The following is a 26,686-nucleotide window of genomic DNA, read 5'->3' on the forward strand; positions in this document are numbered from 1 at the left end:
TCTTGGCGACCTTCTTGGCCGCCTTCTTCTTGGCGACCTTCTTGGCCGCCTTCTTCTTGGCGACCTTCTTGGCCGCCTTCTTGGCGACCTTCTTCACCGCCTTCTTCGCGGTCTTCTTCGTCGCCTTCCTGGTGACCTTCTTCGCCGCCTTCTTGGCAGCCTTCTTCGCGACCTTCTTCGTGGCCATGGAGTCCCTCCCTTTCGATCGGCCGCTTCATACTCCGAAGCGATGCGAAGCGAGAACCCCGAAAACAGCGAACGAAATGACGTGCTGCGTCAGCCGCGCCGGTCGAGGAGGTGGTGCCGATCGAGGAAGGCGAGGGTGCGCCCGGCGATGGGCTCGGCGAGGTCGAGCAGGCCGGTGTGGGTGGCGTCGGGGAGGAAGGTCCACTCGGCGCCCGGGATCGCCTCGGCCATGCTCTTCCCGATGGCCGGCGGCGTGAAGCGGTCGTGGCCGCCGGCGATCACCAGGGTGGGCACGTCGATGCGCGGCAGGAGATCGCTCGCCGTATGTCGCGCCGCCGAGCGCGCCATCCAGAGGGCGCTGGCCGGATCGAGCGTGGCGAGGTGATCGTAGAAGGGGTCCATCACCTCGCGGGTGGCGCCGGACCCGACGAACTTCGCCAGGCGGTTGAGGCGGTGCCCGGCCCCGGTCTTCGAGATGCGCGCCGTCGTCCGCAGGAGGGGGCCGGCGAGGCCCGGCTGCACCACCCCGAGGAGGCGCTCGAGCTGCGCGCCGAAGAGGGGGTGGACGAGGCTGCGGAAGGGGTGCTCGTAGGTGCCCAGCAGGAGGGCGTAGCCGGCGATCCGATCCGAGAGGGTGCGCCAGGCCTCGAGGTTCACCTGGCAGCCGACCGAGAAGGAGGCGAGGATCGCCGGGTGCCCGGCGTCGACGCCCACCGCGTCCATCACCCGGCCAAGGTCCGCGGCGGCCTCGGGGATGGTGGCCGTGGCCTCGGAGCGGGCGGGCTCCGACTCGCCGTGGCCTTTGAAGTCCCAGGTCACCAGCCGCGCCCTCCCGCCGAGGCGATCGTGGAGGGCGTCCCAGTAGAAGGTGGGGCAGGCGAAGCCGTTGGTGAAGATCACGGTGGGCAGCGCGGCGTCCCCCTGCCCGGGGGTGCGCAGGATCACCGAGAGGCCCGCACCGTCGCTCCCCTCCACCCGCAGCCGCTCGAGGGTCTGGCTCAAGCGCTCGCCTCCACCCGCAGCTCGCCGGCGGTGTCCTTCACCGAGAAGCGGCCGCGCTCGTCGCGGGTGACGGTGCCCACCGCCACCTCGGGATCGTGGGTGAAGAAGAGCCGACCCTCCCGCTCCAGCAGGCGCTCCAGCAGGGCCTGCTTCTCCTCGATCAGCCGCTCGGGGAAGCGGTCGTAGCCCATGGTGATCGGCAGGTGCACCCAGGGGGCGCCGGGGATGAGGTCGCCGGCGAAGCAGAGGGGGCCGTCCGCGGTGGGCACCTCGGTGAGCATCAGCCCCGGGGTGTGCCCCAGGGAGAAGGTCAGCCGGTAGCCCCGGCCGAGGAGCTCGCTCGCCTCGCCGTCGACGAGGGAGAGGCGCCCGCTCTCCTCGAGGAGCGCGGGGAGCTCGGGGATGAACGAGGCCCGATCCCGCAGGTGCGGCGCCCGCGCCCGCTCCCAGGCCTCGCGGCCGATGACGAAGCTCGCCCGCGGGAAGAGGAGGCTCGGCTCGCGGCCCTGCTCGTGCTTCGCCAGCAGCCCGCCGGCGTGATCGAAGTGCAGGTGGGAGAGCACCACCACGTCGATGCTCTCGTGGGGGTGACCGAGGGCGGCCAGGTTCTCCAGGAGGACGTGCGCCTCCTCGGTGACGCCGAAGCGGTCGCGCAGGCGGGGCTCGAAGAAGGCGCCCACCCCGGTCTCGAAGAGGATCGTCCGGCCGCTCTCCTCCACGCAGAGGAGCGCCCGGCAGGCGAGCGGGATCCTCCCCTGCTCGTCCGGCGCGATCCACTGGCTCCAGACGGCCCGGGGGGCGTTTCCGAACATGGCACCGCCGTCGAGGCGCTGCCGGTTTCCTTCGACCGAGTAGAGGCTCTTCGCGTTCATGCGGGCCGGAGTGTAACCCAAGAGACCGCGCTTGCTCACCAGCGCCACCCCCCTCTAACCTCTCAGGGGTGAGCGATCTCCTCTCCCACATCCGCTTCGAGCCCGAGGCCCAGCTCCTCGACACCCTCTTCGATCGCTTCGGCCTCGACGAGATCCTCGATCACTTCATCGAGGCGGGTGGCGCCGGGCCCCACTACGAGCTGGTGCTCTCCACCCAGCTGCGGCTGACCCCGCTCCTGGCCCCGCGGCTGGTCCCGCTGATGGCCGAGGTGCGCGAGCGCCTCGAGTTCGCGGAGCCCATCGACCTCTTCGTGCAGCCGGACGCCGAGATCAACGCCTTCGCCCTCCACACCGTGCACGAGGGCGATCCCCACGCCATCTCCCTGACCAGCGGCCTGGTGAAGGCGATGAGCGACGACGAGCTGCGCTTCGTCCTCGGCCACGAGCTCGGGCACCTGGCCTACCGGCACTACCGGGCGCGGCTGCTCGACGTCGCCGTGGGAGAGGAGCCCACCGGCGAGTCCCGCCTCCCCGCGCTCCTGCGCCGGCGCCTGGGGAGCTGGGATCGCCTGGCCGAGCTCTCCGCCGACCGGGCGGGCTTCGCCGCCGCCGAGGGGCGCCTCGAGCCCATCGTCTCGGCCTTCTTCAAGATGGCCTCGGGGCTGGGCCCCGAGCACCTGCGCTTCGACATCGAGGCCTTCCTCGGCCAGCTCGAGGCCCTCCAGAAGATGAAGCGCAAGGAGATGCTCGCGAGCTTCTCCCACCCCGTCACCCCGGTGCGGGTGCGGGCCCTGCAGCTCTTCGGGGAGGCCGACGGGATCCACCTGGAGGACCTCCACGCCGTCGACACCTCGGTGGGAGAGGTGGCCCGCCTGATGGAGTTCGAGGCCAGCGAGCCCCTCGACGTGAACGCCCGGGACCTGCTGCTCTCGGGCGGCCTGCTCGCCGCCCACGCCGACGGCAACCCGGTGACCCAGGACCAATCCGAGCTGCTCATCCACCTCCTACTGCCCCTCTGCGCCAACCCCGAGGCCGAGGTGCAGGCGATCCACAGCGCCGAGGAGGCGCGGGCCCGCTTCGAGGTCGCCGCCGGCTGGTTCCGCGAGAACGCCGGCGAGGAGCGCTTCGGCATCTACCGCCAGCTCTGCCACATCGTCGGCGTGGACGGTCACCTCCCCGAGGGCGAGAAGGACTTCATGCGCGAGGTGGCCGAGGCCCTGGAGATCCCCAAGAAGGCCGCCGACGAGATCCTCTACGAGGTGCTCTCGGGCTACCTGCAGGCGCGCGCGGCCCAGCGCCGCCCCTCCTTCGGCTTTGACAGCTAGCAGCGGTTGATCGAGTCCCCGCTCGCGGGTCAAAATCGGTCTTTGGTCGAAGGCATGGCTCCCTGGTCTCCAGGGAAGGAACGAAGGGGTTGAGGCATGGACACGCCAGTCACGACAGAGGTCCTCTCGGGAGAGGCTCGCTTCATCTTGCAGCACCTGGCCCGCAACGCGGCCGAGGGTGACTCGAACCACATGGGGGACGTCCGGACCGCCCTCGAGGGGGCCGTGACCCTCGACTTCGCGGACTACCTGAAGTTCCTCAAGAAGTTCAACTACATCACCCTCAACCGGCAGGAGCACACCCTCGGCCTGACCACGGACGGCTCCCGCATCGTCGAGGGGCTCGACATCGAGCGCTTCACCCTGGAGATCGGCGACTACTTCGAGCACCGGGTGCAGGAGCCCAAGGTCATCGTCAACACCGACGACGACCGGGGCAACGAGACCCGGGTGGCGCTGACCGCCGCCAGCGACCTGCGCTACGTGCGCTACGACGAGCTGGGCTCCGGCGCCCTGGGCACGGTCCTGCGGGGCAAGCACGGCAAGCTCGGCATCGACGTGGCCATCAAGGAGATCAAGGATCTCTTCGACTACTTCTCCTTCCTCAAGCGCCAGACCGTCGCCTCTCGCCTGGACGTGGCGGTGCGGGCCCAGGCGGCCCTCCACCACCCCACCGTGCTGCGGATCTTCGACCTCGAGATCGAGGTCGCCCACCCCTACTACGTGATGGAGATCTGCCCCTCCTCCCTGCGCCAGCGCCTCGAGGAGAACCCCGAGGGCCTGCCCGAGGAGGAGGCCCTGCGCTGGTTCCTGCAGGTGCTCTACGCCCTGAAGGCCGCCCACGACGCGGGGATCCTGCACCGCGGGCTCAAGCCCGAGAACGTGCTCCTCGACGAGCTGGACAACGCCCGGGTCGGCGACTTCGGCATCTCCACCCTGATCTCGGCCGAGGACGCCAAGGGCCAGTCGATGCCGCGGGTCTTCCTCGGCACCGGCGGGATGGCCTACCTCGCCCCCGAGCAGATGGAGCTCGGCGCCGAGCTCTCCCCCGCCACCGACATCTACGCCGCCGGCATGCTCCTCTACGAGCTGCTGATCGGCCGGGCGCCGGGCCGCCGCGCCCCCCTGCCCTCCGAGGCGAAGAAGGGCGTCTCGAAGAAGCTCGACGACCTCTTCGACAAGCTCACCCAGGACCGCCCCGAGGATCGCTACGCCGACGTGGACGCGGTGCTCGCCGACTTCTACGCGGCCTTCGACGGCTTCGGGAAGCCGGGCGACCTCCTGCTGCGCGGCAGCGCGCCGGCCGAGGCCGCCCAGGGGGACGAGGCCAAGGAGGCCGGGGGCGCCAAGAAGAAGGCGGCCGGCCAGCGGGCCGGCGGCAAGAAGAAGGGGGACTCCGAGGCCAAGAACGGCAAGGCCGAGGAGGAGGCCCCGGAGGAGTCCGAGGCCGCGGCCGACGCCGAGGCGTAAGAACCACAGAGACCCCACCGCAGCGAGACGCTCGTGCACAAGCCCACCCTCTCCGATCGCCGCCAGTTCCCCCGGATGGAGTGCTCCATCCCCCTGCGAGTCTCCGACTACCACTTCGAGTGGGACGCCCGGAGCCTCTCCCTCTCGAACGGGGGGACCTTCATCCAGACCTCCCAGGACTTCTCCCCGGGGCAGGACATCGAGGTCACCGTCATCGACGAGGAGTTCGGGCAGGAGTGCGTGCTCGAGGCGCAGGTGCGCTGGGTCCGCAGCGCCGGCCTCGGCCCTCACGGGATCGGGGTGGCCTTCCTCGAGCGCCGAGCCGAGCGCCTGGAGATCCTCCACGACCTGGTCGATCGCCTGGCGGTGGCCGACGTGGCGACGGCGACCCGCTTCCGCGCGGCGAGCAAGCCCCTGCCGATGGACACCATCCTCTACGTCGCCCGCTCCGCCCCCTCGAGCCCGGTGCTCACCAACGAGGAGCGGCAGTTCCTCGCCTGCGTCGACGGCCACTCCACGCTCGAGGACATCAAGGGGCAGATGCCCGACCTCGAGTTCCAGATCATCTCCTACGCCCCCTTCTCCCTCCTGACCAAGGGCATCCTCACCCTGATCGAGGGCCACGGGATCAAGAAGGCGCGGCGCCGGGTCGGCGGCCGGGCCCCGCAGGGCCCGATGTTCATCAGCGGCGCCTCCCGCAAGCAGACCCAGGCCCGCAACGCCCAGGCCCAGAGCTACTACCAGCAGGCCCTCCAGTCCCTGCAGATGAACGACAAGCGCAAGGCCCGCACCCTCCTGGCCCTGGCCCTCCAGCTCGCGCCGGGCGACGCCGAGATCTCGGCCGCCCTCAACAGCCTGGAGGACTGATTCAGGTCGGACGAGGTCCGGCCCCCGGACCTCCGGTCCGCGTCACGGGCGGAAGGCGTCCTCCAGGTGCTCGAGCTGCCGCGGCCGTCCGTCCTCCAGCACCACCGCCACCACGTCGAAGCGCAGGTCGCAGCCTCCGTCGCCGTGGCGCGCCAGGTGGTGGCGGGCCGCCAGGACGATCCGCTGGATCTTGCGGCGATCGATGGTGGCCTCGGCCGGGCCGCGATCTCCGCGGCTGCGGCTGCGCACCTCCACGTAGGCCCGCACCCCCTCCCGCTCGGCGACGAGATCGATCTCACCGCCCCGGACGGTGAAGTTCCGCTCGAGGATCCGCCAGCCGCGGGCCTCCAGCTGCCGGGCGACCCAGGCCTCCACCGCGTGGCCGAGGTGGCGCCGCTCACTCGCGTCCAGTCCCATGCGCCTCGCCTCTGCGAGAGCGGTGCCAGGGGGCCTCAGGGCGCGAGGGTGGCCGAGAGCGGGAGGCAGGCGACGAAGGCCACCGACTCGAGCTCGGGATCGCCGACCCAGAGGCTCTGGGTCGGGGCCGCCGCCAGGTCGTGAGGCCCGCCCTTCGCCTGTCCGCCCAGGCAGAGGCGGTCGCCCTCCCGGGCCGCGTCCTCGAGCACGATCCCCACCGGCAGCACGATCAGCCAGTGGGCCCGCTCGCCGTGGAAGCAGCCGAGCCAGTGCGAGGAGGCGTCCCCGTCGACCCGCAGGTCGGCGCGCCGCGTCGTCCGGGGCATGGGGCCCTCCCCCGCCCGCAGCACGCAGGTCGCCTGACAATCGGCTGGCACCTGGCCGGGCAGCACCTGGCCGGGCAGCACCTCACCCATCGGACAGGCGGCTGGCCCCTCGCCGGCGGCCGGGTCGGGGCCCGCCTCCGGGGAGGGCGCCGGGAGGAGGCGGCCCTCGCCGTCGAAGCGGCTGGTCAGGGTCTCGTCCGGCGCGGCGTTCGCCAGGCTCGTCCCTTCCCCGGGATCGAGGTCCACCAGCCCCTCGTAGCGCCCGGCGAGGAGGAAGACCTCCCCCTCCTCCCGCTGCAGGGAGCGCAGGCGATCGTCCCCGGCGCTGCCCCAGGTGCGCAGCCAGCGCAGGCTGCCCTCCGGGGAGAGCCGGGCGAGGAAGAGGTCACGCCCGCCCCGCTCGCCTCCGACCACCCGCGGCGGCGGCGCGCCCGCCAGGCCCTCGCTGCCCGGCGCGAGCTCGCCGGCCAGGAGGAGGTCTCCCCCGGCGAGGACCTCCAGGGCCCCGAGGCCGATGCCCGCCTTCAGCCCCGCGAGGGCCGGCACCGCCGCGGCCGGCTCGCCGTCGGCGCTCCGGAAGCGCTGCCCCGCCCCGGTGATCAGCCACCCGCCGGGGCCGAGGGCCAGGCGGACGGGCCCCGGCTCGCTCTCGGCGTCGCCCAGCTGCGCCGCCCAGCCCTGCGCCCCGGCCCGGCGGGGCTGCACCTGGGGCGGCACCAGGGTGCGGGTGGTCAGGGAGCCGTCCGGGCGCCGGAGCATGAGGCGCAGCCCGTCGGGATCCCAGACCGGCTCCGCCAGGAGGGCGTGGCCGGGGTCGACGCGGATGGGGTGCACCGAGCGGTCGGCGAGGCCGACGAACCAGGCCTCGTGGCTGCGGCCGTCGCGGCTGCTGAAGAGGCAGCCGAGGGTCTGCCCCTTCTCGGCGCAGCGCAGCTCACCGCGGCCGGTCACCAGGACCTGCTCACCGGCGATGGTGACGCGGCAGGGGGTCTTGGGCTCGCAAGCGGCCTTCCAGGGGATCGGCTCGGGCTCGGCCTCCGGCGCCGCACCGGCGCCCAGGAGCAGGAGCGCTGCGGAGACGAGCGCCGCGCCCGGCCCCCATCTCGATTTCGTCGCCCCGGTCACGGTCGGAGCGTACCTCATCGGCTGCGAGCTGTGAGCTACGAGCTGCGAGCAACCATCGCCCTGCTCGGTGAACCAGATCTCGGGGATCCGGGGCACACCTCGATGCCCCTCTTGCTCGTAGCTCGCAGCTCAAAGCTCGCAGCCAAAGCTGATAGCTTCTCGGTCATGAAGGTTGCCATCCTCGTCCACGGCGGCGCCGGCCAGATCCTCGACACCGACCGCGCCGCGGCCTGCGCCGAGGGCTGCCTGAAGGCGGCCCGGGCCGGGCACCGGATCCTCCTCGAGGGCGGCCGGGCCCTCGACGCCGCCCAGGCCGCGGTGGTCGTCCTCGAGGACGACCCCCAGTTCAACGCCGGGACCGGGGCGGCCCTCACCGCCGAGGGGAGGCTCGAGCTCGACGCCATGGTGATGAACGGCGAGGACCTCGCCGTCGGCGGGGTCATCGGCCTCACCTCCTTCAAGAACCCCGTCCTGGTGGCCCGCGCCGCCCTCGAGAGCGGCCCCCACGCCCTCTACGCCGCCGAGGGCGCCGCGCGCTTCGCCCGGGAGCAGGGCTTCCACCGGCTCCCCGAGGCCGAGATGGTCCCCACCGGCGTGCTCAAGCGCTGGCACGGCGAGCGGGAGGCGGGGTGGCCCCGCATCCCGGGCACCGTCGGGGCCGTGGCCATCGACCTCGAGGGCCACGTCGCGGCGGCGACCTCCACCGGGGGGATCAGCGGCAAGCTCCCGGGGCGGGTGGGCGACACGCCCCTGCCCGGCAGCGGCGCCTACGCCGACGATCGCAGCGGCGCCGCCGCCGCCACCGGGGCCGGGGAGTCCATCCTCCGGGTGCTCATGGCCCAGCGCGCCCTGATGGCCCTCGAGCACCTCGAGCGCGAGCGTCGCACGGGGGACGAGGCCGGAGACCACGCCACCCGCGCTGCCCAGGCCGCGGTGGACGAACTGGCCCGGATCGGCGGCGAGGGCGGCATCATCCTCGTCGATCGCCACGGCCACCTGGGCTTCGCCTACAACACGCGGCGCATGAGCCGGGCCTGGATCATCGGCGAGAACGAGAGCGAGGGCTCGGGCTTCGAGTAGGGGGGATTGGGCGTTCGCCTCCGGGTGACTATTCTCGAACTCCAGGCCCCACCGTTCGAACCATGAGCACCGAGCACAAGAGCCGGACCGGCACCACCCTCGCGCTGCGGGACGCAGGCGGAGCCCAGACCCGCGCCCCGCTGGCGAAGCTCTACCGCGGCCTGCTCCTGCGGGTGGAGGCCCTCCTCCGGGGCAGCGAGGTGTTGCGTACCGTGGCGCCGGAGCAGGAGCCGGTGGAGACGATCCACCACGCCGCCACCGCGGTGTCCCGGGAGGTCGAGGGCCTGCGCCTCTCCGGGGCGATCCCGGACGAGCCCGTGCTGCGCTCGATCGAGTCCCGCCTGACGCGCCTCGAGGAGCGCTTCCTCGCCCTCGATGACTCCATCCCCACCGGCGCCTTGCGGGAGGTCGAGCTCGAGCAGTTCCCCGAGTCGGCGGTGCTCGCCTACCTCTCCTTCCTCGCCGCGCACCTCGAGGGCCGCCCCGCGACCCTGGCCCGGCTCGAGCTCCTCGTCACCCGCTGCTGCTCCCGCCCGGGGAGGGACGGGCGGCGGGAGCTCCGGCCGCGCGCCGAGATCCTGGCGCTGCTCGAGGACCTGGCCCAGCGCAGCCTGCCGGGCACCGATCGGCGGGACGCCGCCCTCGAGTTCCTCCGGGCGGCCCGCCGGCGCATCGCAGAGCACCAGACCCTGGAGGAGCTCTTCGGAGGCACCGTCTACACCGAGCTGCACGGCCTGAAGGTCTCGCTGGGCGCCGACCTCCTCGATCCGGCCCTGCTCCACGAGCTCGTGAAGCTCAACCTCGTCCTCGACGACCTCGTCCGGCGCCACCTCGAGCGGCGCGCGAAGGAGGGGAAGACCGTCGGCGAGCTGGGCACCCAGGCCTCGGTCGAGGAGCACTTCGCCCGGGCCCGCGAGCGGGCGCGGCTGGAGGGAGCGCAGGCCTTCGCCCGCGCCGCCCGCCCGGCGCTCCGGCGCCGCTGGATCGTCCGCGGCGCCGCCCTCGTCATCCTCCTGCTGGGCCTCACGGCCCTCCTCCTCGATCGCCCCCACCGCACCCTCGAGCGCCCCCTCGAGCCGGCCCGGACCCAGGGGCTCTCGACCCTCCTGAAGGAGGCGCGGCTCGTCGGCCCCGGCGGTCATCAGCTCCTCGCGGGCACCCTCGACGCCGCGGCCTGGACCGGGCAGTCGCGCCGGGAGCGCCGCGCCTCCGCCGAGGCGCTGGCCGGCGAGCTCGACGCCCAGCTGCAGATCGGCACCGCCGTGGTGACCCACCAGGGCGAGCTCTACCTGCTCGTGCGCGGAGGGAAGGTGGCCTACCTGCGATGAGCAACCGTCTCCGAGGCCTGAGCGTGATCGACCTCTGCCTGGTGCTCGGCCTGGCCGGCGTGCTCCTCGCCCTGGCCCTGCCTCGCTACGCCGCCCACCAGGCGAAGGCGTCGCGGCGCGAGGCCACGCTCGCCCTCGACCGGATCTGGCGGGCCCAGCAGGCCGCCGGGCAGGAGGGGGGGGACTACGAGGCGAGCCTGGGGAAGCTGGGGCTGACCCTGCCGGGCGCCCCCTGGAGCTTCCTCCTCTCCCGCCCCTCGGGACCCGGGTCCTTCCTGGCGATCGCCCAGGCGAACCTCGACGGTGACCCGGCGAAGGACCTGCTCCTGCTCGAGGTCACCTCGCTCGAGCCCGGGGCGACGCCCCGGGCTCACCTGCTCTTCGACGACCTCGACGACAGCTTCCAACCGGAGCCGTCGCCGAGGGCCGAGCGGCGCTAGCTACTTCGCGGCGGCGTAGTTCTCGGCGGCGAAGCCCCAGTCGACCAGGTCGTTCAGGAAGGCGTCCAGGTGGGCGCCCCGGTTGTTCCGGTGGTCGATGTAGTAGGCGTGCTCCCAGACATCCGCGGTGAGGATCGGGGTCTGGCCGTCGGTCAGCGGGTTGCCGGCGTTGGGGGTCTTCACGACCTTCAGGGTGTCGCCGTCGAGGACCAGCCAGACCCAGCCGGAGCCGAACTGGCCGAGGCCCGCGGTCTTGAAGGCCTCCTTGAAGGCGTCGAAGGAGCCGAAGTCCTTGTCGATGGCCGCCGCGAGCTCACCCTCGGGGGCGCCGCCGCCGCCGGGCTTCATGCTGTTCCAGTAGAAGGTGTGGTTCCAGACCTGGGCCGCGTTGTTGAAGACGCCGCCGTCGGAGGTCTTGATGAGCTCCTCGAGGCTCTTCTCGGCCTCGGGCTTGCCCTCGGTCAGCTTGTTGAGGTTGTTCACGTAGGCGGTGTGATGCTTGCCGTAGTGGTACTCGATGGTCTCGGCGCTGATCTGCGGGGCGAGGGCGTCGTTGGCGTAGCGGAGGGGGGGAAGCTCGAAGGCCATGGCTGGCTCCTTTTCGATCGGAAGTTTGGGGAGTGAATCGGTAATAGGGGTAGATCCGCAGGCGCGCGGAGGCAAACCGACGCCAGCGGCGGCAGGGCCTCAGCTCTCAGCGACCAGCGCGATCAGATCAGCCCGGACTCCATCGCGAAGCGCGTGAGATCCGCGATGTTGCGCGCCACCAGCTTGGTCGAGAGCTTGGCGCGGTGCTTCTCCACCGTCTTGGGGCTGATGCCCAGGTCGCTGGCGACCTCCTTGGTGGTGGAGCCCCGAGCGATCAGGACCAGCACCTCGCGCTCCCGCCGGGAGAGGCGCCGCAGCGCGCTGGCCGCCTCCTCGCCGTTGCCCGTCGGTGCGCCATCGGCGATCGCCTGCGCCAGGAAGTGGCGGTGATCCATCGCGGCGACGATCCCGGCCTCGAGCTCCGAGAGCGGTGAGCCCTTGCTCACGTACGCCAGCGCGCCGGCCCGCACCGCCGCCTCGACCATGGGGCGGCGGTGATCCGAGCAGAGCACCACCACCGGCAGCATCGGCCACCGGCCACGGGACTCCCGGATCAGATCCACCCCCTGCAGCGCGCCGGCGAGGTGGAGGTCGAGCACCAGTAGGTCGACGTCCTCCTCCCCGAGGCGCTCGAGCGCCTCCTCTCCGGTGGCCACCCCCTCCACGGAGAGCACTCCACCCAGAGAGGCCAGGAGCCTCACCATACCCTCACGAACCACGTGCTGGCCGTCAGCGACCAGAACCCGAGCCTGCATATCTGTCCCCCGGAAAATCGAAGCCGGACGCGAAGGGCGTGGCTTCGCATCGAGTATAGCGCCGGGAGTCCTTTACGGCATCTGAACGCATTCAGCCCGAACTGATCGATTCATCGGTCAACGCGTTGACACGGTGCGTCACGGTGACTACTCAGTCGGGGAGTCCCTGCCTTCCCAACTTCAGGAGAAACCCATGGCCACCAAGAAGAAGAGCGCCTCCGCCGGCCGCCGCGTCGCCATCGTCGCGGGCCTGCGCAGCCCCTTTGCGAAGTCCAGCACCGTCTACAACGACCTGACGACTCTCGACCTCGCCCTGCGGGTGGTGGCCGAGCTGATGGCGCGCAGCGGTCTCTCCGGCAAGGAGATCGACCACGTGGTCTACGGGCAGGTGGTCCCGGCCATCCCGACCCCGAACATCGCCCGGGAGATCGTCCTGGGCGCGGGCCTGCCCAAGGAGATCGAGGCCTACTCGGTGGTGCGGGCCTGCGCCACCTCCACCCAGGCGGTGGTCTCCGGCGCCCAGAGCATCCTCCTCGGTGAGGCCGACGTGGTGATCGCCGGCGGCGCCGACTCCCTCTCCAAGCCCCCGATCACCTACCGGGACCGCTTCGTCCAGGCCCTGATGAAGGCCAACAGCGCCAAGGACCCGATGAGCAAGCTCCGGGCCTTCGGCGACGTGCGCGCCAAGGACCTGCTGCCCCAGCCCCCCGCCATCGCCGAGTTCTCCACCGGCAAGACCATGGGCCAGTGCGCCGAGATCATGGCGAAGGAGAACGGCATCCCCCGGGACGAGCAGGATCGCTTCGCGCTGCGCTCCCACCAGAAGGCCGCCGAGGGCTGGGAGAAGGGCCTCTTCGCCGAGGAGGTCATGCCCTTCCCGGTCGGCCCCAAGTACAAGGAGGTCGTCGAGAAGGACAACATGGTCCGCCCCGACACCACCCTGGAGAAGCTCTCCTCCCTCAAGCCCGTCTTCGATCGCAAGCACGGCACGGTCACCGCGGGCACCGCCTCGCCCCTGACCGACGGCGCGTCGGCGGTCATCCTCATGTCGGAGGAGAAGGCCAAGGCCCTGGGCTACGAGCCCCTGGCCTTCCTCGATGCCTGGGCCTTCGCTGCCATCGATCCGGGCTGGCAGCTCCTGCAGGGCCCGGCCTTCGCCGCCCCGATGGCGCTGGACAAGGCGGGCCTGACCCTCGAGGACATGGACCTGATCGACATGCACGAGGCCTTCGCGGCCCAGGTGCTCTCGAACATCCAGGCCCTCGGCTCGAAGACCTTCGCCCAGGAGCGCCTGAACCGCAGCAAGCCCGTCGGTGAGGTCCCCGAGGAGAAGCTCAACATCTACGGCGGCTCGATCAGCATCGGCCACCCCTTCGCCGCCACCGGCACCCGCCAGCTGCTCACGATGTCCCGCGAGCTCTCCCGGCGCGGCGGCGGCCATGCCCTCATCACCCAGTGTGCCGCCGGTGGTATGGGCGCGGCCGTCATCCTCTCTCGCTGACCCACAGGCTCGGAACCATAAAGGAGAACCCCATGGCTACCGCTACCGCGAACACCTCGGATGCCGGCCTGAAGCTCACCCACTTCCACTTCGAGGTCGACGAGCACGGCGTCGCCATCGTCCTGATCGACGTGAAGGACGAGCGCATGAACACCATCTCCCGGGCCCTGGCCACCGACCTCGAGGCCATCCTGGAGAGACTGCACAGCGACGGCGCCATCAAGGCCGTCGTCCTCGGCTCGGCCAAGCCGGACAACTTCGTGGCCGGCGCCGACCTCGCGATGATGAAGGAGTTCAGCTCGGCGGCGAAGGCCGCCGAGGGGTCCAGAGAGCTCCAGCAGGGCCTCGCCAAGCTCGAGGAGCTGCACGCCAAGAAGGGCAAGCCCGTCGTGGCGGCCATCCACGGCCCCTGCCTCGGCGGCGGCCTGGAGCTGGCCCTGGCCTGCCAGCAGCGGATCTGCTCCGACGACGAGAAGAAGACCGTCCTGGGGCTGCCCGAGGTCCAGGCCGGCCTGATCCCCGGCGCCGGCGGCACCCAGCGCCTGCCCCGGCTGATCGGCGTGGCCAAGGCCCTCGACCTGATCATGACCGGCAAGCACCTGCGGCCGAAGAAGGCCCTGCGCCTGGGCCTGGTCGACGAGGTGGTGCCCCGCGCCATCCTCATCGACGTGGCCAAGAAGCGGGCCCTCGAGGCCCTGAAGAAGGGCGGCAAGCACCCGAAGCGCGGCCTCGCTCGCCTCAAGGAGCTGGTCACCGAGTGGGCCGACGCCGAGCACCTGCAGCAGCTGGCCCTGGAGGAGAACTCCGTGGGCCGCAAGGTCCTCTTCAAGAAGGCCCGGGAGATGCTGCTCAAGAAGACCCGGGGCAACTACCCGGCCCCCGAGGCGGCCCTCGACGTGATCAAGATCGGCCTCGACGAGGGGCTCGAGGCGGGCTACCGCGCCGAGGCCGAGCGCTTCGGTGAGCTGGCGGTCTCCCCCGAGTCCCGGGCCCTGATCTCGATCTTCTTCGCCACCCAGGAGCTGAAGAAGGACAACGGCACCGACGATCCCAGCGTCGAGGCGCGGCCCATCGATCGCATCGGCGTGCTGGGCGGCGGCCTCATGGGCGGCGGCATCGCGGCGGTGAGCGCGATCAAGGCCGGCACCCCGGTGCGCATCAAGGAGATCGACGGCCCGGGCATCGCCCGCGGCATGAGCTACGTCGAGAAGATCCTCTCCCAGGACGTGAAGCGCCGCCGCCGGACGAAGCAGGACGCCAGCAAGATCATGCACATGGTCTCCGGCAGCCTCGACTACTCCGGCTTCGAGCGGATCCCCCTGGTCATCGAGGCGGTCTTCGAGGACCTCGAGCTGAAGCACAAGGTCCTGCAGGCCGTCGAGGAGGTCGCCTCCGAGGACTGCATCTTCGCCTCGAACACCTCCTCCCTGCCCATCACCGACATCGCCCGGGCGTCGGCCCACCCCGAGACCGTCATCGGCATGCACTACTTCTCGCCGGTCGAGAAGATGCCCCTGCTCGAGATCATCGTCACCGAGCACACCGCCGACTGGGTGACGGCCACCTGCGTCGAGGTCGGCCGCCAGCAGGGCAAGACGGTCATCGTCGTGCGTGACGGCACCGGCTTCTACACCAGCCGCATCCTGGGCCCCTACGCCAACGAGGCGGCCTGGGTGCTCGCCGAGGGCGCGGCCATCGAGGCGGTGGACAGCGCCATGAAGGACTGGGGCTTCCCGGTCGGGCCGATCGTGCTCCTCGACGAGGTCGGCCTCGACGTGGCCGCCAAGGTCGGCAAGATCATGGTCTCCGCCTTCGGCGACCGGGTGAAGCCGCCGGGCACGATGGACGCGCTGATCGCCGACGGCCGCGCCGGCCGGAAGAACAAGAAGGGCTTCTACCTCTACGACGAGAACGGCAAGAAGGGCGGCGTGGACGAGAGCGTCTACGAGGTCTTCGGCCAGACCGCCGACCGCAAGAGCTTCCCCAAGGAGGAGATCCAGCAGCGGCTCGGCCTGCAGTTCGTCAACGAGGCGGCGCTCTGCCTGCAGGAGGACATCCTGCGCAGCCCGCGCGACGGCGACATCGGGGCCATCTTCGGCCTGGGCTTCCCGCCCTTCACCGGCGGCCCCTTCAGCTACGTGGATCACGTCGGCGCCGACAAGGTCGTCGCCCGCCTCGAGGGCTTCGCCGAGAAGTTCGGTGAGCGCTTCAAGCCGGCCCAGATCCTGGTCGATCACGCCAAGTCGGGTAAGAAGTTCCGGGCGTGACCCCCCTCTGGTCCGAAGCGACCGGCCGCCAGACGGATCATCTCCCCCGCCTGGCGGCCACCACCGTCCTCCTGCGCCCGGCGAGCGCCGGGCTGGAGGTCTTCCTCGTGAAGCGGGCCCACGGCTCCGACTTCATGGGCGGCGCCCACGTCTTCCCCGGCGGGAAGACCGACGCCTGTGACGGCGACGAGGCCTGGCGCGCGCGGGTCCACGGCGACCTGCCTGCCCTCCTCGCCCGCCTCGAGCCCACCCCGGGCCGGCCCCTCGAGGAGGGCGACGCCCTCGGGGCGATCGTCGCGGCGGCGCGCGAGCTCTTCGAGGAGGCCGGCGTGCTCCTGGCCGTCGACGCCGGGGGCGCCCCGGTCTCCCTCGACGGCGAGCTCGAGGCGGCCCGGGGGCGGGTCCACGACGACGCCACCGCCTTCGGCCCCCTCCTGGACGCGCGGGGCCTGCGCCTCGACCTCTCGTCCCTCTGCTACTTCGCCCACTGGGTGACGCCCTCCCTGGAGCGGCGCCGCTTCGACGCCCGCTTCTTCCTCGCCCGGCTGCCCGCCGGCCAGGAGGCGCGGGTCGACGAGGCGGAGACGGTCGCCGGCGACTGGCTCTCTCCGGAGGCCGCCCTCGCCGCGGTCGCCGCCGGGGAGATGATCCTGCCGCCCCCCACCCTGCGCACGGTGGAGTGGCTCCGGGGCTTCGCCGATCTGCCGGCGGCCTTCGCGGGGGCCCGCGCCGCCTCGATCGCCGCCATCCTCCCCAAGGTCGCCCAGACCGAGGACGGGGTCGGGGTGCTGCTGCCCTGGGACGCCGCCTACGCCGACGCCGAGGGCGAGGACTACCTCGGCGCCGGTCAGCGCGCCGACGCCTCGGGCGCCTTCGGCGGCTCGCGGATCGTCATGGCCGAGGGCCGCTGGCGCAGCCTCGACCGCCGCTGAGCGCCGGACCCACCGGGGACTGACGGCGCCACCCGCCCGCAGTAGGTTCCCGGGCATGAAGGCTCCCAGGCTGCTCCTTGTCTGTCTGCTCCTCCTCCTGCCGGCCGCGGCGCTCGCCCAGAGCCCCTTCTCCGGCACCTTCCTCGGGGAGGGCAACGAGCGGCTGGTGCTGAAGCAGCAGGGGGCGCAGGTGAGCGGCCAGGTCCTCGTCGGCGGCATGCAAGGCCAGCTCTCCGGCAAGGTCGACGGCCAGCAGCTCCGGGGCAAGGTCGTCCTGCCCTGGGGCGACTCGGCGCCCTTCACCGCCACCCTGAAGGGCGGCGACCTGCACTTCCAGCTCGAGGGCGACCCCACCATCGGCGTCTATCGGCGCCAGGGCGGCGCGGCGCCCGCCCCCGCCTCTGCCCCCACGGTGCGGACGGGGGCGGCCACGCCGAGCGCGGCGCCGGCACCGGCGCCCTCGGCGGGAAGCGGCCCCGCCCTCTCGGCGAAGGGCCCGAAGGCCGGGGGCCAGGCCTACCGCCACGAGTACCAGGGCTGGGGACTGAAGCTGCCGCCGGGCTGGAACGGCAAGGAGCAGGACGGGATGCTGGTGCTCGGCCACGCGAGCGAGGCGGGCATGATCGTCGTACAGGCCACCGAGGAGCGGGACCCCGAGGCGCTGCGCCAGGGGCTCGCCTCCGATCTGCTGGAGGTGGGCCTGCGCGGCGAGGTGCCGGCCTTCCAGACCGGCAAGCTGCCGGCGGGCCGGAGCCTGGTGGTCGAGCTGCCGGTGGTGAGCAACGACGGCGCCAACCTGAAGGTGAGGGCCGCCGGGGTCTCCGGTCCCCGGGGCACGGTGGCGATCATCGGCACGACCTCCCCCGAGCACTTCGCCAGCCTGCGAAAGCGCGTCGACGCCATGGCGCGCTCGGTGACCTTCTTCCAGCCCAAGGTGGCGCCGGGCGCCCGGATCCTCGCCGGCGAGTGGTACAGCTTCACCTCGGTCGGCGCCTTCACCGGCGGCGGCGGCGGCACCGAGGCCTCGCTGGCCCTCTGCCCCGACGGCACCTTCGCCGACTCCTCCCAGTCGAGCTACTGGGGCGGCGGCTCGGTGGGCGGCGACTTCTCCGTCGTCGGCGCCCCCCAGAGCTCCCGTGCCCGCTGGCGCTCCGAGGGCGGCGCGGCGGCCGGGAAGATCTTCGTCACCTACCCGAACGGGAACACCCGGGTGATCCCCTACCAGGCGAAGGCCGGCAGCGACGGCTACTACTTCGACGGCCGGCTCTACGGAAAGACCGGCGGCGGAAAGGTCTGCCGCTGATGAACCGGACCCCGCGCCACCGCCTCGCCCCCGCTCTCCTGCTGGCCCTCGGCCTCCTCGCCGCCGGCTGCCCCTCCCCCGACGACTCCGACGGCCGCTCGGACGCCGGCGCCGACGCCGGCCTCGACGGCGGAGCGGACGGCGGCGCCGATGGCGGCCCCGATGCGGGCACCGGCCTCGACGGCGGCCTCGACGGCGGCACCTCCGGCGCGGTGCCCCCGGGCGGCGCCTGCCAGTGCGACACCGACTGCCAGGGCGACGCCACCCACCCGGGCCTCTGCCTCACGGGCGTCTGCATGAACGAGGCCTCCGCCACCTGCAGCGCCGGAGGCTCCACCGCCGAGTGCCCCTCGGGCTCCCGCTGCTGGGGCCTCTCGGGCACCGAGCTGCAGATCTGCTGGCCCGACTGCACCAGCTTCGCCTGCGCCGGCAGCTGCGACAGCGACGGCTCCTGCATGTTCGACAGCGGCACCGACTGCGACGCCGCCTGCGGCCAGCTCTGCACCGACCCCCTCCAGCCCGGGGAGGTCGGCGCGGCCTGCACCACGGACGCCGACTGCGACGGGGGCGCGACCTGCTACCCGGAGGTCGGCGCCTCCGGGCCGACCGGCTGGCCCGGCGGGGCCTGCCTGCTCTTCGGCTGCACCGAGGGCAGCTGCCCGCAGGGCTCGACCTGCATCGACGCCGGCCAGATGGTCTGCATCGACGACTGCGCCAGCAACAGCGACTGCCGGCCGGGCTACGCGTGCCAGGGCGAGCTCTGCTGGCCGGGCTGCTCGGACGACGCCACCTGCCCCGCCGGCCAGACCTGCCAGGCCGGCGAGTGCGCCGAGCCCTCCTGCACCCCGGGCTCCTGCGGCGCCGGCAACGGGGGCGCCATCGGCCTCGGCGACATGAGCGAGGTCGACGGCTCCATCCCGGGCACCCGGGACAACAGCCCGGGGCACCCGGAGGGCACCCACACCGACGGCTTCAACATCGACATCGCCTACTTCCAGCGCGGGACGGTCGACAACCACCTGCGGCCGATCTGCGAGGACACCACGAGCAGCGGCGGCTGGGCCTACCACTGCACAGCGCTACCGCACCTCCTCGATCCCTGGCGCAGCGCCCTCTTCATCGGCGCCCTCTCCGAGCACCCCGCGGTGCGGGTGATCGGGGCGGACGGCCAGGCGGGCCAGATCCTGGAGAACGCGCTCGAGCAGCTCTGCGCCGAGGGCTGGCTCCCGTCGGCCACCTGCAGCGCCGGCTTCCCGATGACCTACGAGATGATCAACGAGGGACGGGGCTGGTACTACCACCACCACCACCACCTGCACCTCGCCTTCAACCAGCCGAGCTACACGCCGCTGACCGTGCCCGGGCGGATCGATCCCGACGAGCAGTGCCTGATCCCCGGCTGCCCGGAGGTGCCCGAGGGCACCTTCCGGAGGACGACGCCCCGCTAGCCGTTCTCGTCCAGGATGCGGCGCTGGCCGGTGAGCGCGCGGATCCCGGTCACGTCCTGCACGGCCTCGAGGCAGCCGAGGTACTCGCCCTCGGGGCCCCGCACCGGCCAGTAGCGGATGTGGATGAACTTGCCGCCCATCTCGATCCAGAACTCGGCGACCTCGCGGGTGCCGGCCCGGAACTCGTCGAGGATCCGGTTGACGATGTCGATGCTGTCGGGCGGGTGGCAGTTCTGCACCTTGGTCCCGATGGCGCCCCGGGTCCGGGGGAAGATCTTCTCCGAGTTCTCGTGGCTGTAATAGAGGACGGTGTCCTCGGCATCCACGAAGGAGAGCTCCAGCGGCAGGGTGTCGAGCATCGGCCCGAGCAGCTCGTAGGGCACCCCGTAGACGAGGTTCTTCAGGCTGCCGCCGATGATCTGGTCGGCCAGGGCGTAGTAGCGCTCGTGGGTGTCCTCCCCGAGGGCGGCCTCGGTGGCGGTGATGCCGTCGACGACGGTCTGGCCGTCCTCGTCGCTCATCACCCGGCGGGCCATCGGGTAGAGGATGTCGTTCTCCTTCCAGAAGTGCGCCTTGAGCAGCTCGGAGTAGGCGCCGAAGACCCGCTTCACCTCGGGCAGCGCGCTCGCGTCACCCCCGGCGTAGGCGCCGGCGGCCTTCTGGAACTCGGCCAGCAGCGCCTTGCTCTGCTCGTGCTCCATGAGCATGACGGCGAGGGGGCCGCCCTGGCGCGGCACGCCGCGCTGCTCGATGAGGGGGAAGAGGTGCTCCTCCTCCTTCTTGTTGTGGCAGCCGTCGAGGTACTCGACGAAGAACTTCTGGAGGTTGCCGATCAGCGCCGGCGCAGGCGGCTCCTCGGCGGCGAGGGCCTGCGCGACCGCGTCGAAGACCTTCTCGAAGGTCTCGTGATCTTCCATCAACAGGCTCGACCAATCAGCTGACATCCGGATACTCCCCTGGAGGGTTGGGTGATGGGAAAGGAGGGGCAGCCTAGGCCGCGCGGTCCGTCTCGTGCAACTCGGCGGCTTCCCCGGTGATCCCCTCACCTTCGAGCCCCTTCTCCTCGGGAAGATAGGACCAGCCGGTCTTCAAGCCCACGAGGAAGTAGCCGATGGCCACCACCCCCACGGTGAAGACGACGTCCCCGACCGCCCGCAGCCAGCGCAGGGTCGCCATCCCCTCGGCCTGGAGGAACTCGGCCGAGCGGGCGAACCACAGGCCCGCCTCCAGGCTGGCCCAGGCCTGCAGGAGCCCGATCGGCAGCAGGCTCAGGACCACCATCAGGACCAGGCCGCCGTTGAGCGACCAGAAGGCGAGGCGCAGAGCGGCCGGGTTCCAGCGGCGCCTGGCGGTCATGGCGCGCAGGGTGAAGAGCATCAGGCCGATGCCGAGCAGGCCGTAGACCCCGAAGAGCGCCGTGTGCCCGTGCACCGCGGTCGTGTTGAGGCCCTGCACGTAATAGAGGGCGATCGGGGGGTTGATCAGGAAGCCGAAGAGGCCCGCGCCGACGAAGTTCCAGAAGGCGACGCCCACGAAGAAGAGGATGGGCCAGCGGTAGGCCTCCACCCAGGGCCGGACCTGGGTGTGCCGGTAGGTGTCCCAGGCCTCGAAGCCCACCAGGACCAGCGGCACGATCTCCAGGGCGCTGAAGACGGCCCCCAGGGCGAGGACCGCGGTGGGGGTCCCGGTGAAGTAGAGGTGGTGGAAGGTGCCGATGATGCCGCCGGTGAGGAAGATGGCGCTCGAGAAGAGCACCGCGAGGGTCGCGCTGCGGACCCGGACCAGGCCGAGGCGAGAGAAGAGGAAGGCGACGACGACCGTGGCGAAGACCTCGAAGAAGCCCTCGACCCAGAGGTGCACCACCCACCAGCGCCAGTACTCGGCGATGGCGAGGTGCGTCTGGCGGCCCCACATGATGCCCGCCGAGTAGAAGAGGCCGATGGCGCCGGCGGAGAGCATCAGCATGGTCAGGAGCGAGCGGTTCTCCCCGGCCTTGCGCAGCGCCGGCCACAGGGCCCGCACCACCAGCCCGGCCCAGAGGAAGAGGCCGATCAACAGGTAGAGCTGCCAGAAGCGGCCGAGGTCGACGTACTCGTAGCCCTGGTGGCCGAACCAGAAGTTGGCCTCCAGCCCCATCTGCTGCCGGGTGCCGTACCAGGTCCCGAACATCGAGCCGACCACGATGATCAGGAGGGACACGAAGAGGAAGTTCACCCCGAGGCGCTGGAACTTCGGCTCGCCCCCGCCCACGGCCGGCGCGATGAAGAGGCCCGCCGCCAGCCAGGTCGTGGCGATCCAGAAGACGGCCAGCTGGGTGTGCCAGGTGCGAGTGACGCTGTAGGGCAGCACCGAGGCCAGGTCGATGCCGTAGAGCCCGTCACCCTCGACTCCGTAGTGCGCCGTGACGATCCCCAGGCCGATCTGCACCAGGATCAGGGCCCCCACGACCCAGAAGTACTTGAGCGTCGCCCGCATGGAGGGGGTCTGCTCCAGGTCGCGGAAGGGATCGCTGCTCGGGGTCTCGGGCTTCTCCTCCTCCTCCTCCCGGCTGCGGTTGCGCGCATACACGAAGACCAGGACGCCGACGCCGGCCAGCAGGAAGAAGAAGCTCACCACCGACCACAGCACGATCGAGGAGCCCGGCCGGTTGTCGACCAGGGGCTCGGGCGGCCAGTCGTTGGTGTAGCTGACGCTGCCGGGGGTGCGCTCGGTGACCGTGGACCAGGCCGTCCAGAAGAAGAAGCGGGTCATCAGCGCCCGGCGCCCGGCGTCGGGGACGCTGGCGCTGGGGATGGCGTAGGCGTTGCGCAGCTCGACGGGGCTCATGCCGCCGTCGGCGAGCCAGGCCACGTCCGCCGGGAAGGTCTCGGCATCTCCGAAGATGGCCCCGTAGTAGCGCGAGAGCGCCTCGAAGGCCTCGGCGCGCTCCAGGGAGAGGGTGAGGGTCTCGCTCTGCTCGTCGTAGCGGTTGGGTCGCAGCTCCGCCTGGAGCCGGCTGCGCAGGGCGGCCTGCTGCTCGGCGCCGAGCGCCTCGTAGGACTTGCCCTCCGCGGCCTTCGCCCAGCGCTCCAGGAGCCACAGCGCCTCGCGGTGGAGCCAGTCGGCCGACCAGTCCGGCGCGACGTAGGCCCCGTGACCCCAGATCGAGCCGACCTCCTGGCCGCCCATCGACTGCCAGACGTTCTGCCCGTCCCGGATCTGCTGGGCCTCGATGAGGAGCCTCCCGTCCTCGGCGACCACCCTCTCCGGGATCGGCGGCGCCAGCCGGTAGATCTCGGTGCCGAAGTAGCCGAGCACCGAGAAGGACGCGATCACGACGGTCGTCAGTGCGATCCACAGCCTGCGGGTAGTCATCGGGGTAGTCCTCCAGAAAGCGAAAGAAGATATGTGGACTTATTTGTCCTGATTGATTCGCTGCCTGAATAGATCCCCACTATCTGGATGTCAAGGTCCAGATAGGATAGTCAGGGAAGGCTGTGTTGATCTCCCAAACCGCCGAGTACGCCCTGCGCTCCGTCGTCTGGCTCGCCGCCAACGGAACCCAGACCACCCGCCAGATCGCCTCGGGCACCCAGGTGCCGGCGGACTACCTCTCCAAGGTGCTCCAGGCCCTCACCCGCCACGGCGTCGTCTCCTCCCAGCGGGGCAAGCACGGGGGCTTCAAGCTCGCGACCTCCCCGGAGTCGCTGCGCACCCTCGATGTCATCGACGCGGTGGATCCCATCCGGAGGATCGAGAGCTGCCCCCTGGAGCTGGAGAGCCACTGCGAGGAGCTCTGCCCCCTCCACCGCCACCTCGACGACGCCATCGCCCAGATCCAGGCGGCCTTCGCCTCGACCACGATCGCCGATCTGCAGCGGCAGAAGGATCTCCCCTCTGCCTTCGGCATGAAGGAGGACTGAAGGCCCGAGGCTGACAGCACGGGGGCCGATCTGGCATCTTGCCGGCCATGGAAGCACCCGCGAGCCGCCACGGTCACGACGTCCTGCACCTGCTCCTCGAGGCGGAGGCGCCGATGACGCCCGAGCAGATCCTCGAGCGCGTGACGAGCGCGTTCGGCGCGGACGCCCGCTTCCACACCTGCTCGCGGGAGGGCCTCGACGTGCCCACCCTGCTGGCGATGTTCTTCCGGAAGGGAAAGATCGTGCAGCAGGGCGGCGGCTACGTGGTCGCCGGCCACCGCATCTGCAACCACTAGGCTGACGCCTACTCCGTCACGGTCTCCGGCCCGACCTCGGGCTCGGCGGGCTCCTCGTGATCGCTCCAGAGCCACCGCCAGGCTCCGCCGAGCACCCGGGCGGCGTCGTCGAGGATCATGTAGAAGGCCGGCAGCAGGATCAGGGTGATCACCGTGGCGAAGAGCACCCCGAAGCCCAGGGAGATCGCCATCGGGATCAGGAAGCGGGCCTGCACGCTGGTCTCGAAGATCATCGGCATCAGGCCGAAGAAGGTGGTCAGCGAGGTGAGGATGATCGGCCGGAAGCGCCGGGCCCCCGCCAGGCGGACGGCCTCCAGGGGCGTGAGGCCCTCGCGCTCGCGGTAGCCGTTCACGGCCACGATGAGCACCAGGGAGTCGTTCACCACGATGCCGGAGAGGGCGACGATGCCCATCACCGAGATCATCGAGAGGTCGAAGCCCATCAGGAGGTGACCGGCGAGCGCCCCGACGAAGCCGAAGGGGATGGCCGCCATGATCAGCACCGGCTGGACGTAGGAGCGGAACGCGATGGCCAGCAGCGCGAAGATCGCCACCAGGGCGATGACGAAGAGGCTCACCAGCCCCCCCATCGCCTCGGCCTGGTGCCGCCGCTCGCCGCCCTTCTTCCAGGTCAGGCCCGGGTACTCGTCGAGGAGCGTCGGCAGGAAGGTACCCTCGAGGTCGCCCGCGATCTCGTCGCCGTTGCCCACCGAGAAGTCGAGATCCGAGGTGACGGTCACCACCCGCTGGAAGTCGTGCCGCTGGATGCTGGTGTAGGCGCGGCCCTCCTCGAAGGAGACGGCCTGATCCAGGGGGATCTCGCCGCCCTCGCGGGTGCGCAGGAGGAAGGTCTCCAGGCTGTGCTCGGTCTCGCGCAGCTCCCGCGGGTAGCGGACGTAGGTGCGCACCTCGTCCCGGCCGCGCTGCTGACGGACCGCCTCGGCCCCGAAGAAGGTCGAGCGTAGCTGCCGCGCCACGTCGAGCTCGGTGAGGCCCATGCGGCGGGCGGCGGGCTTCAGCTCGAAGTCGAGCTGCGCCTTGCCGGCCTCCAGCCCGTCGTCGATGTCGAAGACGCCCTGGTAGGTGGCGATCTTGGCCGCGAGCTTCACCGCCGCCTGCTCCAGCCGCTCGGAGTCGGGGTGGGAGAGATCGTAGGCGATGGGCGCCTGCCCCGAGCCGCCGGTGTTGCCCTTGAACTTCAGGGCCTCGACCCCGGGGAGCTCCCCGAGCTTCTTGCGCCAGAGGCGGTTGAGCTTCTCGGTGCCGAAGTCGCGCTCGTCGATCGGCACCAGGGAGACCGCCACCTCGGCGATGTGGCCGCCGGAGCTCGAGCGGGAGCCCGCGGGGCCGCCCCGGTTCGACATGGTGGCCGCGCCGCTCTGGGAGAAGATCCCCTCGACCGCGCCGTTCCCGTCGAGCTCGTCGAGGGCCTCGTGGAGAGAGCTCTCCAGGCGCCGCTGCAACACCTTGGTGTCGGCGGTCGAGGTGCCGATGGGCAGCTCGACCATGGCGACGGCCAGGTCGCTCTCGATCCGGGGCATGAAGACGAAGTGGATGCGACCGCCGGAGACCATCCCGGCGCCGGCCACCAGGATCGCCACACCGATCGCGCCAGCGAGGTAGCGGCGATCGGTGGCCCAGCGCACGGCCGGCACGTAGGTCTTCTCGATCAACCACTCCACGAAGCGCGAGAAGCGCTGCTGCTGGTGGTGGACGAAGCCCAGGAGGCCGCGCTCGGAGGGCGGCTTGGAGTGGGCCAGGTGCGCCGGCAGGATGATCAGGGCCTCGAGCAGCGAGATCGCGAGCACCGCGATCACCACCCAGGGGATGTTCCGGAAGAACTTCCCGGCGAAGCCTGGCACGAAGAGCATCGGCGCGAAGGCCATCATGGTGGTGAGAACGGCGAAGGTGATCGGGATCGCCATCTCCCGCACACCGGCGATGGCGGCCTCGAGGCGGCCCATGCCCGCCTGGCGGTTGTAGTGGACCGCCTCACCCACGACGATCGCGTCGTCGACCACCATGCCCAGCACGACGATGAAGCCGAAGAGGGAGAGCATGTTGATCGAGACGTCGACGCCCGGCAGGAAGATGAAGGCGCCCACGAAGGAGATCGGGATGCCGAGGGTCACCCAGAAGGCCAGGCGGATCTCGAGGAAGACCCCGAGGGTGAGCAGGACCAGGACCAGGCCGATGGCGGCGTTGCGCATCAGCAGGTCGATGCGGTCCCGGTAGATCTCGGAGTAGTCCGACCAGAGCTCCATCGTGAGGCCGCCCGGGAGCTCTTCCTTCTGCTTCTCGATGAACTCGGTGACCGCCGCCGAGATGTCCAGCGGGGTCTCCTCGCCCACCCGGTAGACGTCGAGCATGGCGGCGCGCTTGCCGTTGAAGTAGGCCTCCTGGTCGGTCTCGACGAAGTCGTCCTTCACCGCGGCGATGTCGCCGACCGTCACCTGCGTCCCATCGGGCCGGGCGAGCAGCACGATCGACTCGAACTCGGCGCCGGTCTGCCGCTTCTCGGTGGTGCGCAGGAGGATCTCCCCGCGCTCGGTCTTGATGGCGCCGCCGGGCAGATCGATGGAAGCCGCCCGGATCCGCTGGGCGACCTGCTCCAGGGAGAGGCCGTAGCGGCGCAGGTCGTCCTGGGAGACCTCGATGGCGATCTCGGGGGCCGGCAGGCCGGTGACCTCCACGAAGGAGACCCGCTCGTCGCCGATCAGCAGGGAGCGCAGCTCCTCCGCCTCCGAGCGCAGGGCGTGGGTGTCGACATCCCCGTAGAGGACGATGGAGACGACCCGCGAGCGGTTGGTGGCGAGGTAGACGTTCGGACGCTCGGCGTCCTCGGGGAAGGAGGTGATCCGGTCCACCGCCGACTTGATGTCGGCCAGGCCCCGGTCCTCGTTGGCCCCCTCCTCGAGCTCGGCGGCGACCACCGCCACGCCCTCCCGGGCGCTGCCGGTGACCTCCTTGATGCCCTCGACGTCGCGGATGGCCTCCTCGATCGCCAGGACCAGGCCGTCCTCGACCTCCTCGGGGCTCGCCCCGGGGTAGGGCACGGTGACGACCACCACCGGGAACTGCACCTCCGGGAAGACCTCCTCCCGGACGTTGAAGAGGGTGAAGATGCCGGCCACCAGGAGGATCAACATGATCACGTTGGCGGCGACGGAGTTGTGCGCGAACCAGGCCAGGGGGCCGGGCTTCTTCGCCAGCTCCTGCTGGTAGTCGGTGGAGGGGGTGCGGAAGGCGTTCATCG

At 71.3% G+C, this 26,686-nt stretch carries 23 protein-coding genes; 13 read left to right on the top strand and 10 right to left on the bottom strand.

The features are described 5' to 3' along the window. The 3 genes from P1V51_04785 to P1V51_04795 all read right to left on the bottom strand — a co-directional run. Positions 1–187: hypothetical protein (locus P1V51_04785; GenBank protein MDF1562335.1), on the bottom strand; the 187-nt coding region annotated here is incomplete at its 3' end. Between the two features lie 89 nt (positions 188–276). After that, positions 277–1,188 carry an alpha/beta hydrolase gene (locus P1V51_04790; protein ID MDF1562336.1) on the bottom strand — a complete coding sequence of 304 codons (912 nt, stop codon included), beginning with the start codon at positions 1,186–1,188 and terminating at the stop codon, positions 277–279. Then, positions 1,185–2,060 carry an MBL fold metallo-hydrolase gene (locus tag P1V51_04795; GenBank protein ID MDF1562337.1) on the bottom strand — a complete coding sequence of 292 codons (876 nt, stop codon included), beginning with the start codon at positions 2,058–2,060 and terminating at the stop codon, positions 1,185–1,187. The genes P1V51_04790 and P1V51_04795 overlap by 4 nt, the downstream gene beginning before the upstream one ends. Positions 2,061–2,128: 68 nt before the next feature. On the opposite strand from P1V51_04795, the gene P1V51_04800 reads away from it, so the two are divergent. The 3 genes from P1V51_04800 to P1V51_04810 all read left to right on the top strand — a co-directional run bounded on the left by P1V51_04800 (position 2,129) and on the right by P1V51_04810 (position 5,722). Then, positions 2,129–3,385 (top strand): M48 family metallopeptidase, encoded by a 1,257-nt coding sequence (locus P1V51_04800; protein ID MDF1562338.1) that lies wholly within the window; start codon positions 2,129–2,131, stop codon positions 3,383–3,385. Positions 3,386–3,481: 96 nt separating this feature from the next. Then, on the top strand, positions 3,482–4,855 hold the full coding sequence (locus P1V51_04805) for a serine/threonine-protein kinase (GenBank protein ID MDF1562339.1): 1,374 nt from the start codon (positions 3,482–3,484) through the stop codon (positions 4,853–4,855). A gap of 33 nt (positions 4,856–4,888) precedes the next feature. Then, positions 4,889–5,722, top strand: a complete 834-nt coding sequence (locus tag P1V51_04810; GenBank protein ID MDF1562340.1) for a PilZ domain-containing protein — start codon at positions 4,889–4,891, stop codon at positions 5,720–5,722. Positions 5,723–5,764: 42 nt separating this feature from the next. Here the strand turns inward: P1V51_04810 and P1V51_04815 are convergent, their stop codons facing one another. Together P1V51_04815 and P1V51_04820 are read right to left on the bottom strand one after the other, a co-directional pair. Next, positions 5,765–6,139: a YraN family protein gene (locus tag P1V51_04815; protein MDF1562341.1), complete on the bottom strand. Its 375-nt coding sequence runs from the start codon at positions 6,137–6,139 to the stop codon at positions 5,765–5,767. 35 nt (positions 6,140–6,174) lie between these two features. After that, complete coding sequence (locus P1V51_04820) at positions 6,175–7,608, bottom strand: hypothetical protein (protein MDF1562342.1); 1,434 nt, start codon at positions 7,606–7,608, stop codon at positions 6,175–6,177. A gap of 147 nt (positions 7,609–7,755) precedes the next feature. On the opposite strand from P1V51_04820, the gene P1V51_04825 reads away from it, so the two are divergent. The 3 genes from P1V51_04825 (at position 7,756) to P1V51_04835 (ending at position 10,438) form a co-directional block, all read left to right on the top strand. Further along, positions 7,756–8,670, top strand: a complete 915-nt coding sequence (locus P1V51_04825) for an isoaspartyl peptidase/L-asparaginase (protein MDF1562343.1) — start codon at positions 7,756–7,758, stop codon at positions 8,668–8,670. 62 nt (positions 8,671–8,732) lie between these two features. Beyond that, positions 8,733–9,998, top strand: coding sequence for a hypothetical protein (locus P1V51_04830; protein ID MDF1562344.1), 1,266 nt, complete (start codon positions 8,733–8,735; stop codon positions 9,996–9,998). Next, positions 9,995–10,438: a hypothetical protein gene (locus P1V51_04835; GenBank protein MDF1562345.1), complete on the top strand. Its 444-nt coding sequence runs from the start codon at positions 9,995–9,997 to the stop codon at positions 10,436–10,438. The genes P1V51_04830 and P1V51_04835 overlap by 4 nt, the downstream gene beginning before the upstream one ends. Here P1V51_04835 and P1V51_04840 read toward each other — a convergent pair whose 3' ends face one another. Next, the gene (locus P1V51_04840; GenBank protein ID MDF1562346.1) at positions 10,439–11,026 is read right to left on the bottom strand and encodes a superoxide dismutase; all 588 of its coding nucleotides are present in this window, start codon (positions 11,024–11,026) and stop codon (positions 10,439–10,441) included. A gap of 122 nt (positions 11,027–11,148) precedes the next feature. After that, complete coding sequence (locus P1V51_04845; GenBank protein MDF1562347.1) at positions 11,149–11,781, bottom strand: response regulator transcription factor; 633 nt, start codon at positions 11,779–11,781, stop codon at positions 11,149–11,151. A gap of 193 nt (positions 11,782–11,974) precedes the next feature. On the opposite strand from P1V51_04845, the gene fadI reads away from it, so the two are divergent. From fadI to P1V51_04870, 5 genes are read left to right on the top strand one after another with little or no spacing between them, the layout of a single operon-like run. Next, entirely contained in the window at positions 11,975–13,282 is a 1,308-nt protein-coding gene (gene fadI / locus P1V51_04850) for an acetyl-CoA C-acyltransferase FadI (GenBank protein MDF1562348.1), read from the top strand. A 32-nt stretch (positions 13,283–13,314) separates the two neighbouring features. Continuing rightward, positions 13,315–15,549: a fatty acid oxidation complex subunit alpha FadJ gene (gene fadJ / locus P1V51_04855; GenBank protein MDF1562349.1), complete on the top strand. Its 2,235-nt coding sequence runs from the start codon at positions 13,315–13,317 to the stop codon at positions 15,547–15,549. Next, entirely contained in the window at positions 15,546–16,481 is a 936-nt protein-coding gene (locus P1V51_04860; GenBank protein ID MDF1562350.1) for an NUDIX hydrolase, read from the top strand. The genes fadJ and P1V51_04860 overlap by 4 nt, the downstream gene beginning before the upstream one ends. Positions 16,482–16,536: 55 nt before the next feature. Next, a complete protein-coding gene (locus tag P1V51_04865; GenBank protein ID MDF1562351.1) occupies positions 16,537–17,784 on the top strand; it encodes a hypothetical protein in 1,248 nt (415 codons plus the stop codon). Beyond that, positions 17,784–19,232: a hypothetical protein gene (locus P1V51_04870; protein ID MDF1562352.1), complete on the top strand. Its 1,449-nt coding sequence runs from the start codon at positions 17,784–17,786 to the stop codon at positions 19,230–19,232. The genes P1V51_04865 and P1V51_04870 overlap by 1 nt, the downstream gene beginning before the upstream one ends. Here the strand turns inward: P1V51_04870 and P1V51_04875 are convergent. Beyond that, on the bottom strand, positions 19,229–20,149 hold the full coding sequence (locus P1V51_04875) for a PAS domain-containing protein (protein ID MDF1562353.1): 921 nt from the start codon (positions 20,147–20,149) through the stop codon (positions 19,229–19,231). The two genes, P1V51_04870 and P1V51_04875, sit on opposite strands and share 4 nt — an antisense overlap. 73 nt (positions 20,150–20,222) lie before the next feature. Then, a complete protein-coding gene (locus tag P1V51_04880; GenBank protein ID MDF1562354.1) occupies positions 20,223–22,586 on the bottom strand; it encodes a nitric-oxide reductase large subunit in 2,364 nt (787 codons plus the stop codon). Positions 22,587–22,708: 122 nt separating this feature from the next. On the opposite strand from P1V51_04880, the gene P1V51_04885 reads away from it, so the two are divergent. Both P1V51_04885 and P1V51_04890 read left to right on the top strand, forming a co-directional pair. Further along, the gene (locus P1V51_04885; GenBank protein ID MDF1562355.1) at positions 22,709–23,134 is read left to right on the top strand and encodes an Rrf2 family transcriptional regulator; all 426 of its coding nucleotides are present in this window, start codon (positions 22,709–22,711) and stop codon (positions 23,132–23,134) included. A 47-nt stretch (positions 23,135–23,181) separates the two neighbouring features. Continuing rightward, positions 23,182–23,430 (top strand): YecH family protein, encoded by a 249-nt coding sequence (locus tag P1V51_04890; GenBank protein MDF1562356.1) that lies wholly within the window; start codon positions 23,182–23,184, stop codon positions 23,428–23,430. A gap of 8 nt (positions 23,431–23,438) precedes the next feature. On the opposite strand, the gene P1V51_04895 is transcribed toward P1V51_04890, so the two are convergent. Continuing rightward, the gene (locus P1V51_04895) at positions 23,439–26,684 is read right to left on the bottom strand and encodes an efflux RND transporter permease subunit (GenBank protein MDF1562357.1); all 3,246 of its coding nucleotides are present in this window, start codon (positions 26,682–26,684) and stop codon (positions 23,439–23,441) included. Between the last annotated feature and the right edge of the window lie 2 nt (positions 26,685–26,686).

The organism is Deltaproteobacteria bacterium, assembly GCA_029210625.1.
Taxonomy (GTDB): Bacteria; Myxococcota; Myxococcia; order SLRQ01; family SLRQ01; genus JARGFU01.

Bases quoted from the DNA above. Each gene is read 5' to 3' on its own strand.
- P1V51_04795 (MDF1562337.1), bottom strand. From the start codon at position 2,060: ATGAACGCGAAGAGCCTCTACTCGGTCGAAGGAAACCGGCAGCGCCTC.
- P1V51_04805 (MDF1562339.1), top strand. From the start codon at position 3,482: ATGGACACGCCAGTCACGACAGAGGTCCTCTCGGGAGAGGCTCGCTTC.
- P1V51_04815 (MDF1562341.1), bottom strand. From the start codon at position 6,139: ATGGGACTGGACGCGAGTGAGCGGCGCCACCTCGGCCACGCGGTGGAG.
- P1V51_04820 (MDF1562342.1), bottom strand. From the start codon at position 7,608: ATGAGGTACGCTCCGACCGTGACCGGGGCGACGAAATCGAGATGGGGG.
- P1V51_04825 (MDF1562343.1), top strand. From the start codon at position 7,756: ATGAAGGTTGCCATCCTCGTCCACGGCGGCGCCGGCCAGATCCTCGAC.
- P1V51_04830 (MDF1562344.1), top strand. From the start codon at position 8,733: ATGAGCACCGAGCACAAGAGCCGGACCGGCACCACCCTCGCGCTGCGG.
- P1V51_04835 (MDF1562345.1), top strand. From the start codon at position 9,995: ATGAGCAACCGTCTCCGAGGCCTGAGCGTGATCGACCTCTGCCTGGTG.
- P1V51_04840 (MDF1562346.1), bottom strand. From the start codon at position 11,026: ATGGCCTTCGAGCTTCCCCCCCTCCGCTACGCCAACGACGCCCTCGCC.
- P1V51_04845 (MDF1562347.1), bottom strand. From the start codon at position 11,781: ATGCAGGCTCGGGTTCTGGTCGCTGACGGCCAGCACGTGGTTCGTGAG.
- fadI (MDF1562348.1), top strand. From the start codon at position 11,975: ATGGCCACCAAGAAGAAGAGCGCCTCCGCCGGCCGCCGCGTCGCCATC.
- fadJ (MDF1562349.1), top strand. From the start codon at position 13,315: ATGGCTACCGCTACCGCGAACACCTCGGATGCCGGCCTGAAGCTCACC.
- P1V51_04865 (MDF1562351.1), top strand. From the start codon at position 16,537: ATGAAGGCTCCCAGGCTGCTCCTTGTCTGTCTGCTCCTCCTCCTGCCG.
- P1V51_04870 (MDF1562352.1), top strand. From the start codon at position 17,784: ATGAACCGGACCCCGCGCCACCGCCTCGCCCCCGCTCTCCTGCTGGCC.
- P1V51_04875 (MDF1562353.1), bottom strand. From the start codon at position 20,149: ATGGAAGATCACGAGACCTTCGAGAAGGTCTTCGACGCGGTCGCGCAG.
- P1V51_04880 (MDF1562354.1), bottom strand. From the start codon at position 22,586: ATGACTACCCGCAGGCTGTGGATCGCACTGACGACCGTCGTGATCGCG.
- P1V51_04890 (MDF1562356.1), top strand. From the start codon at position 23,182: ATGGAAGCACCCGCGAGCCGCCACGGTCACGACGTCCTGCACCTGCTC.
- P1V51_04895 (MDF1562357.1), bottom strand. From the start codon at position 26,684: ATGAACGCCTTCCGCACCCCCTCCACCGACTACCAGCAGGAGCTGGCG.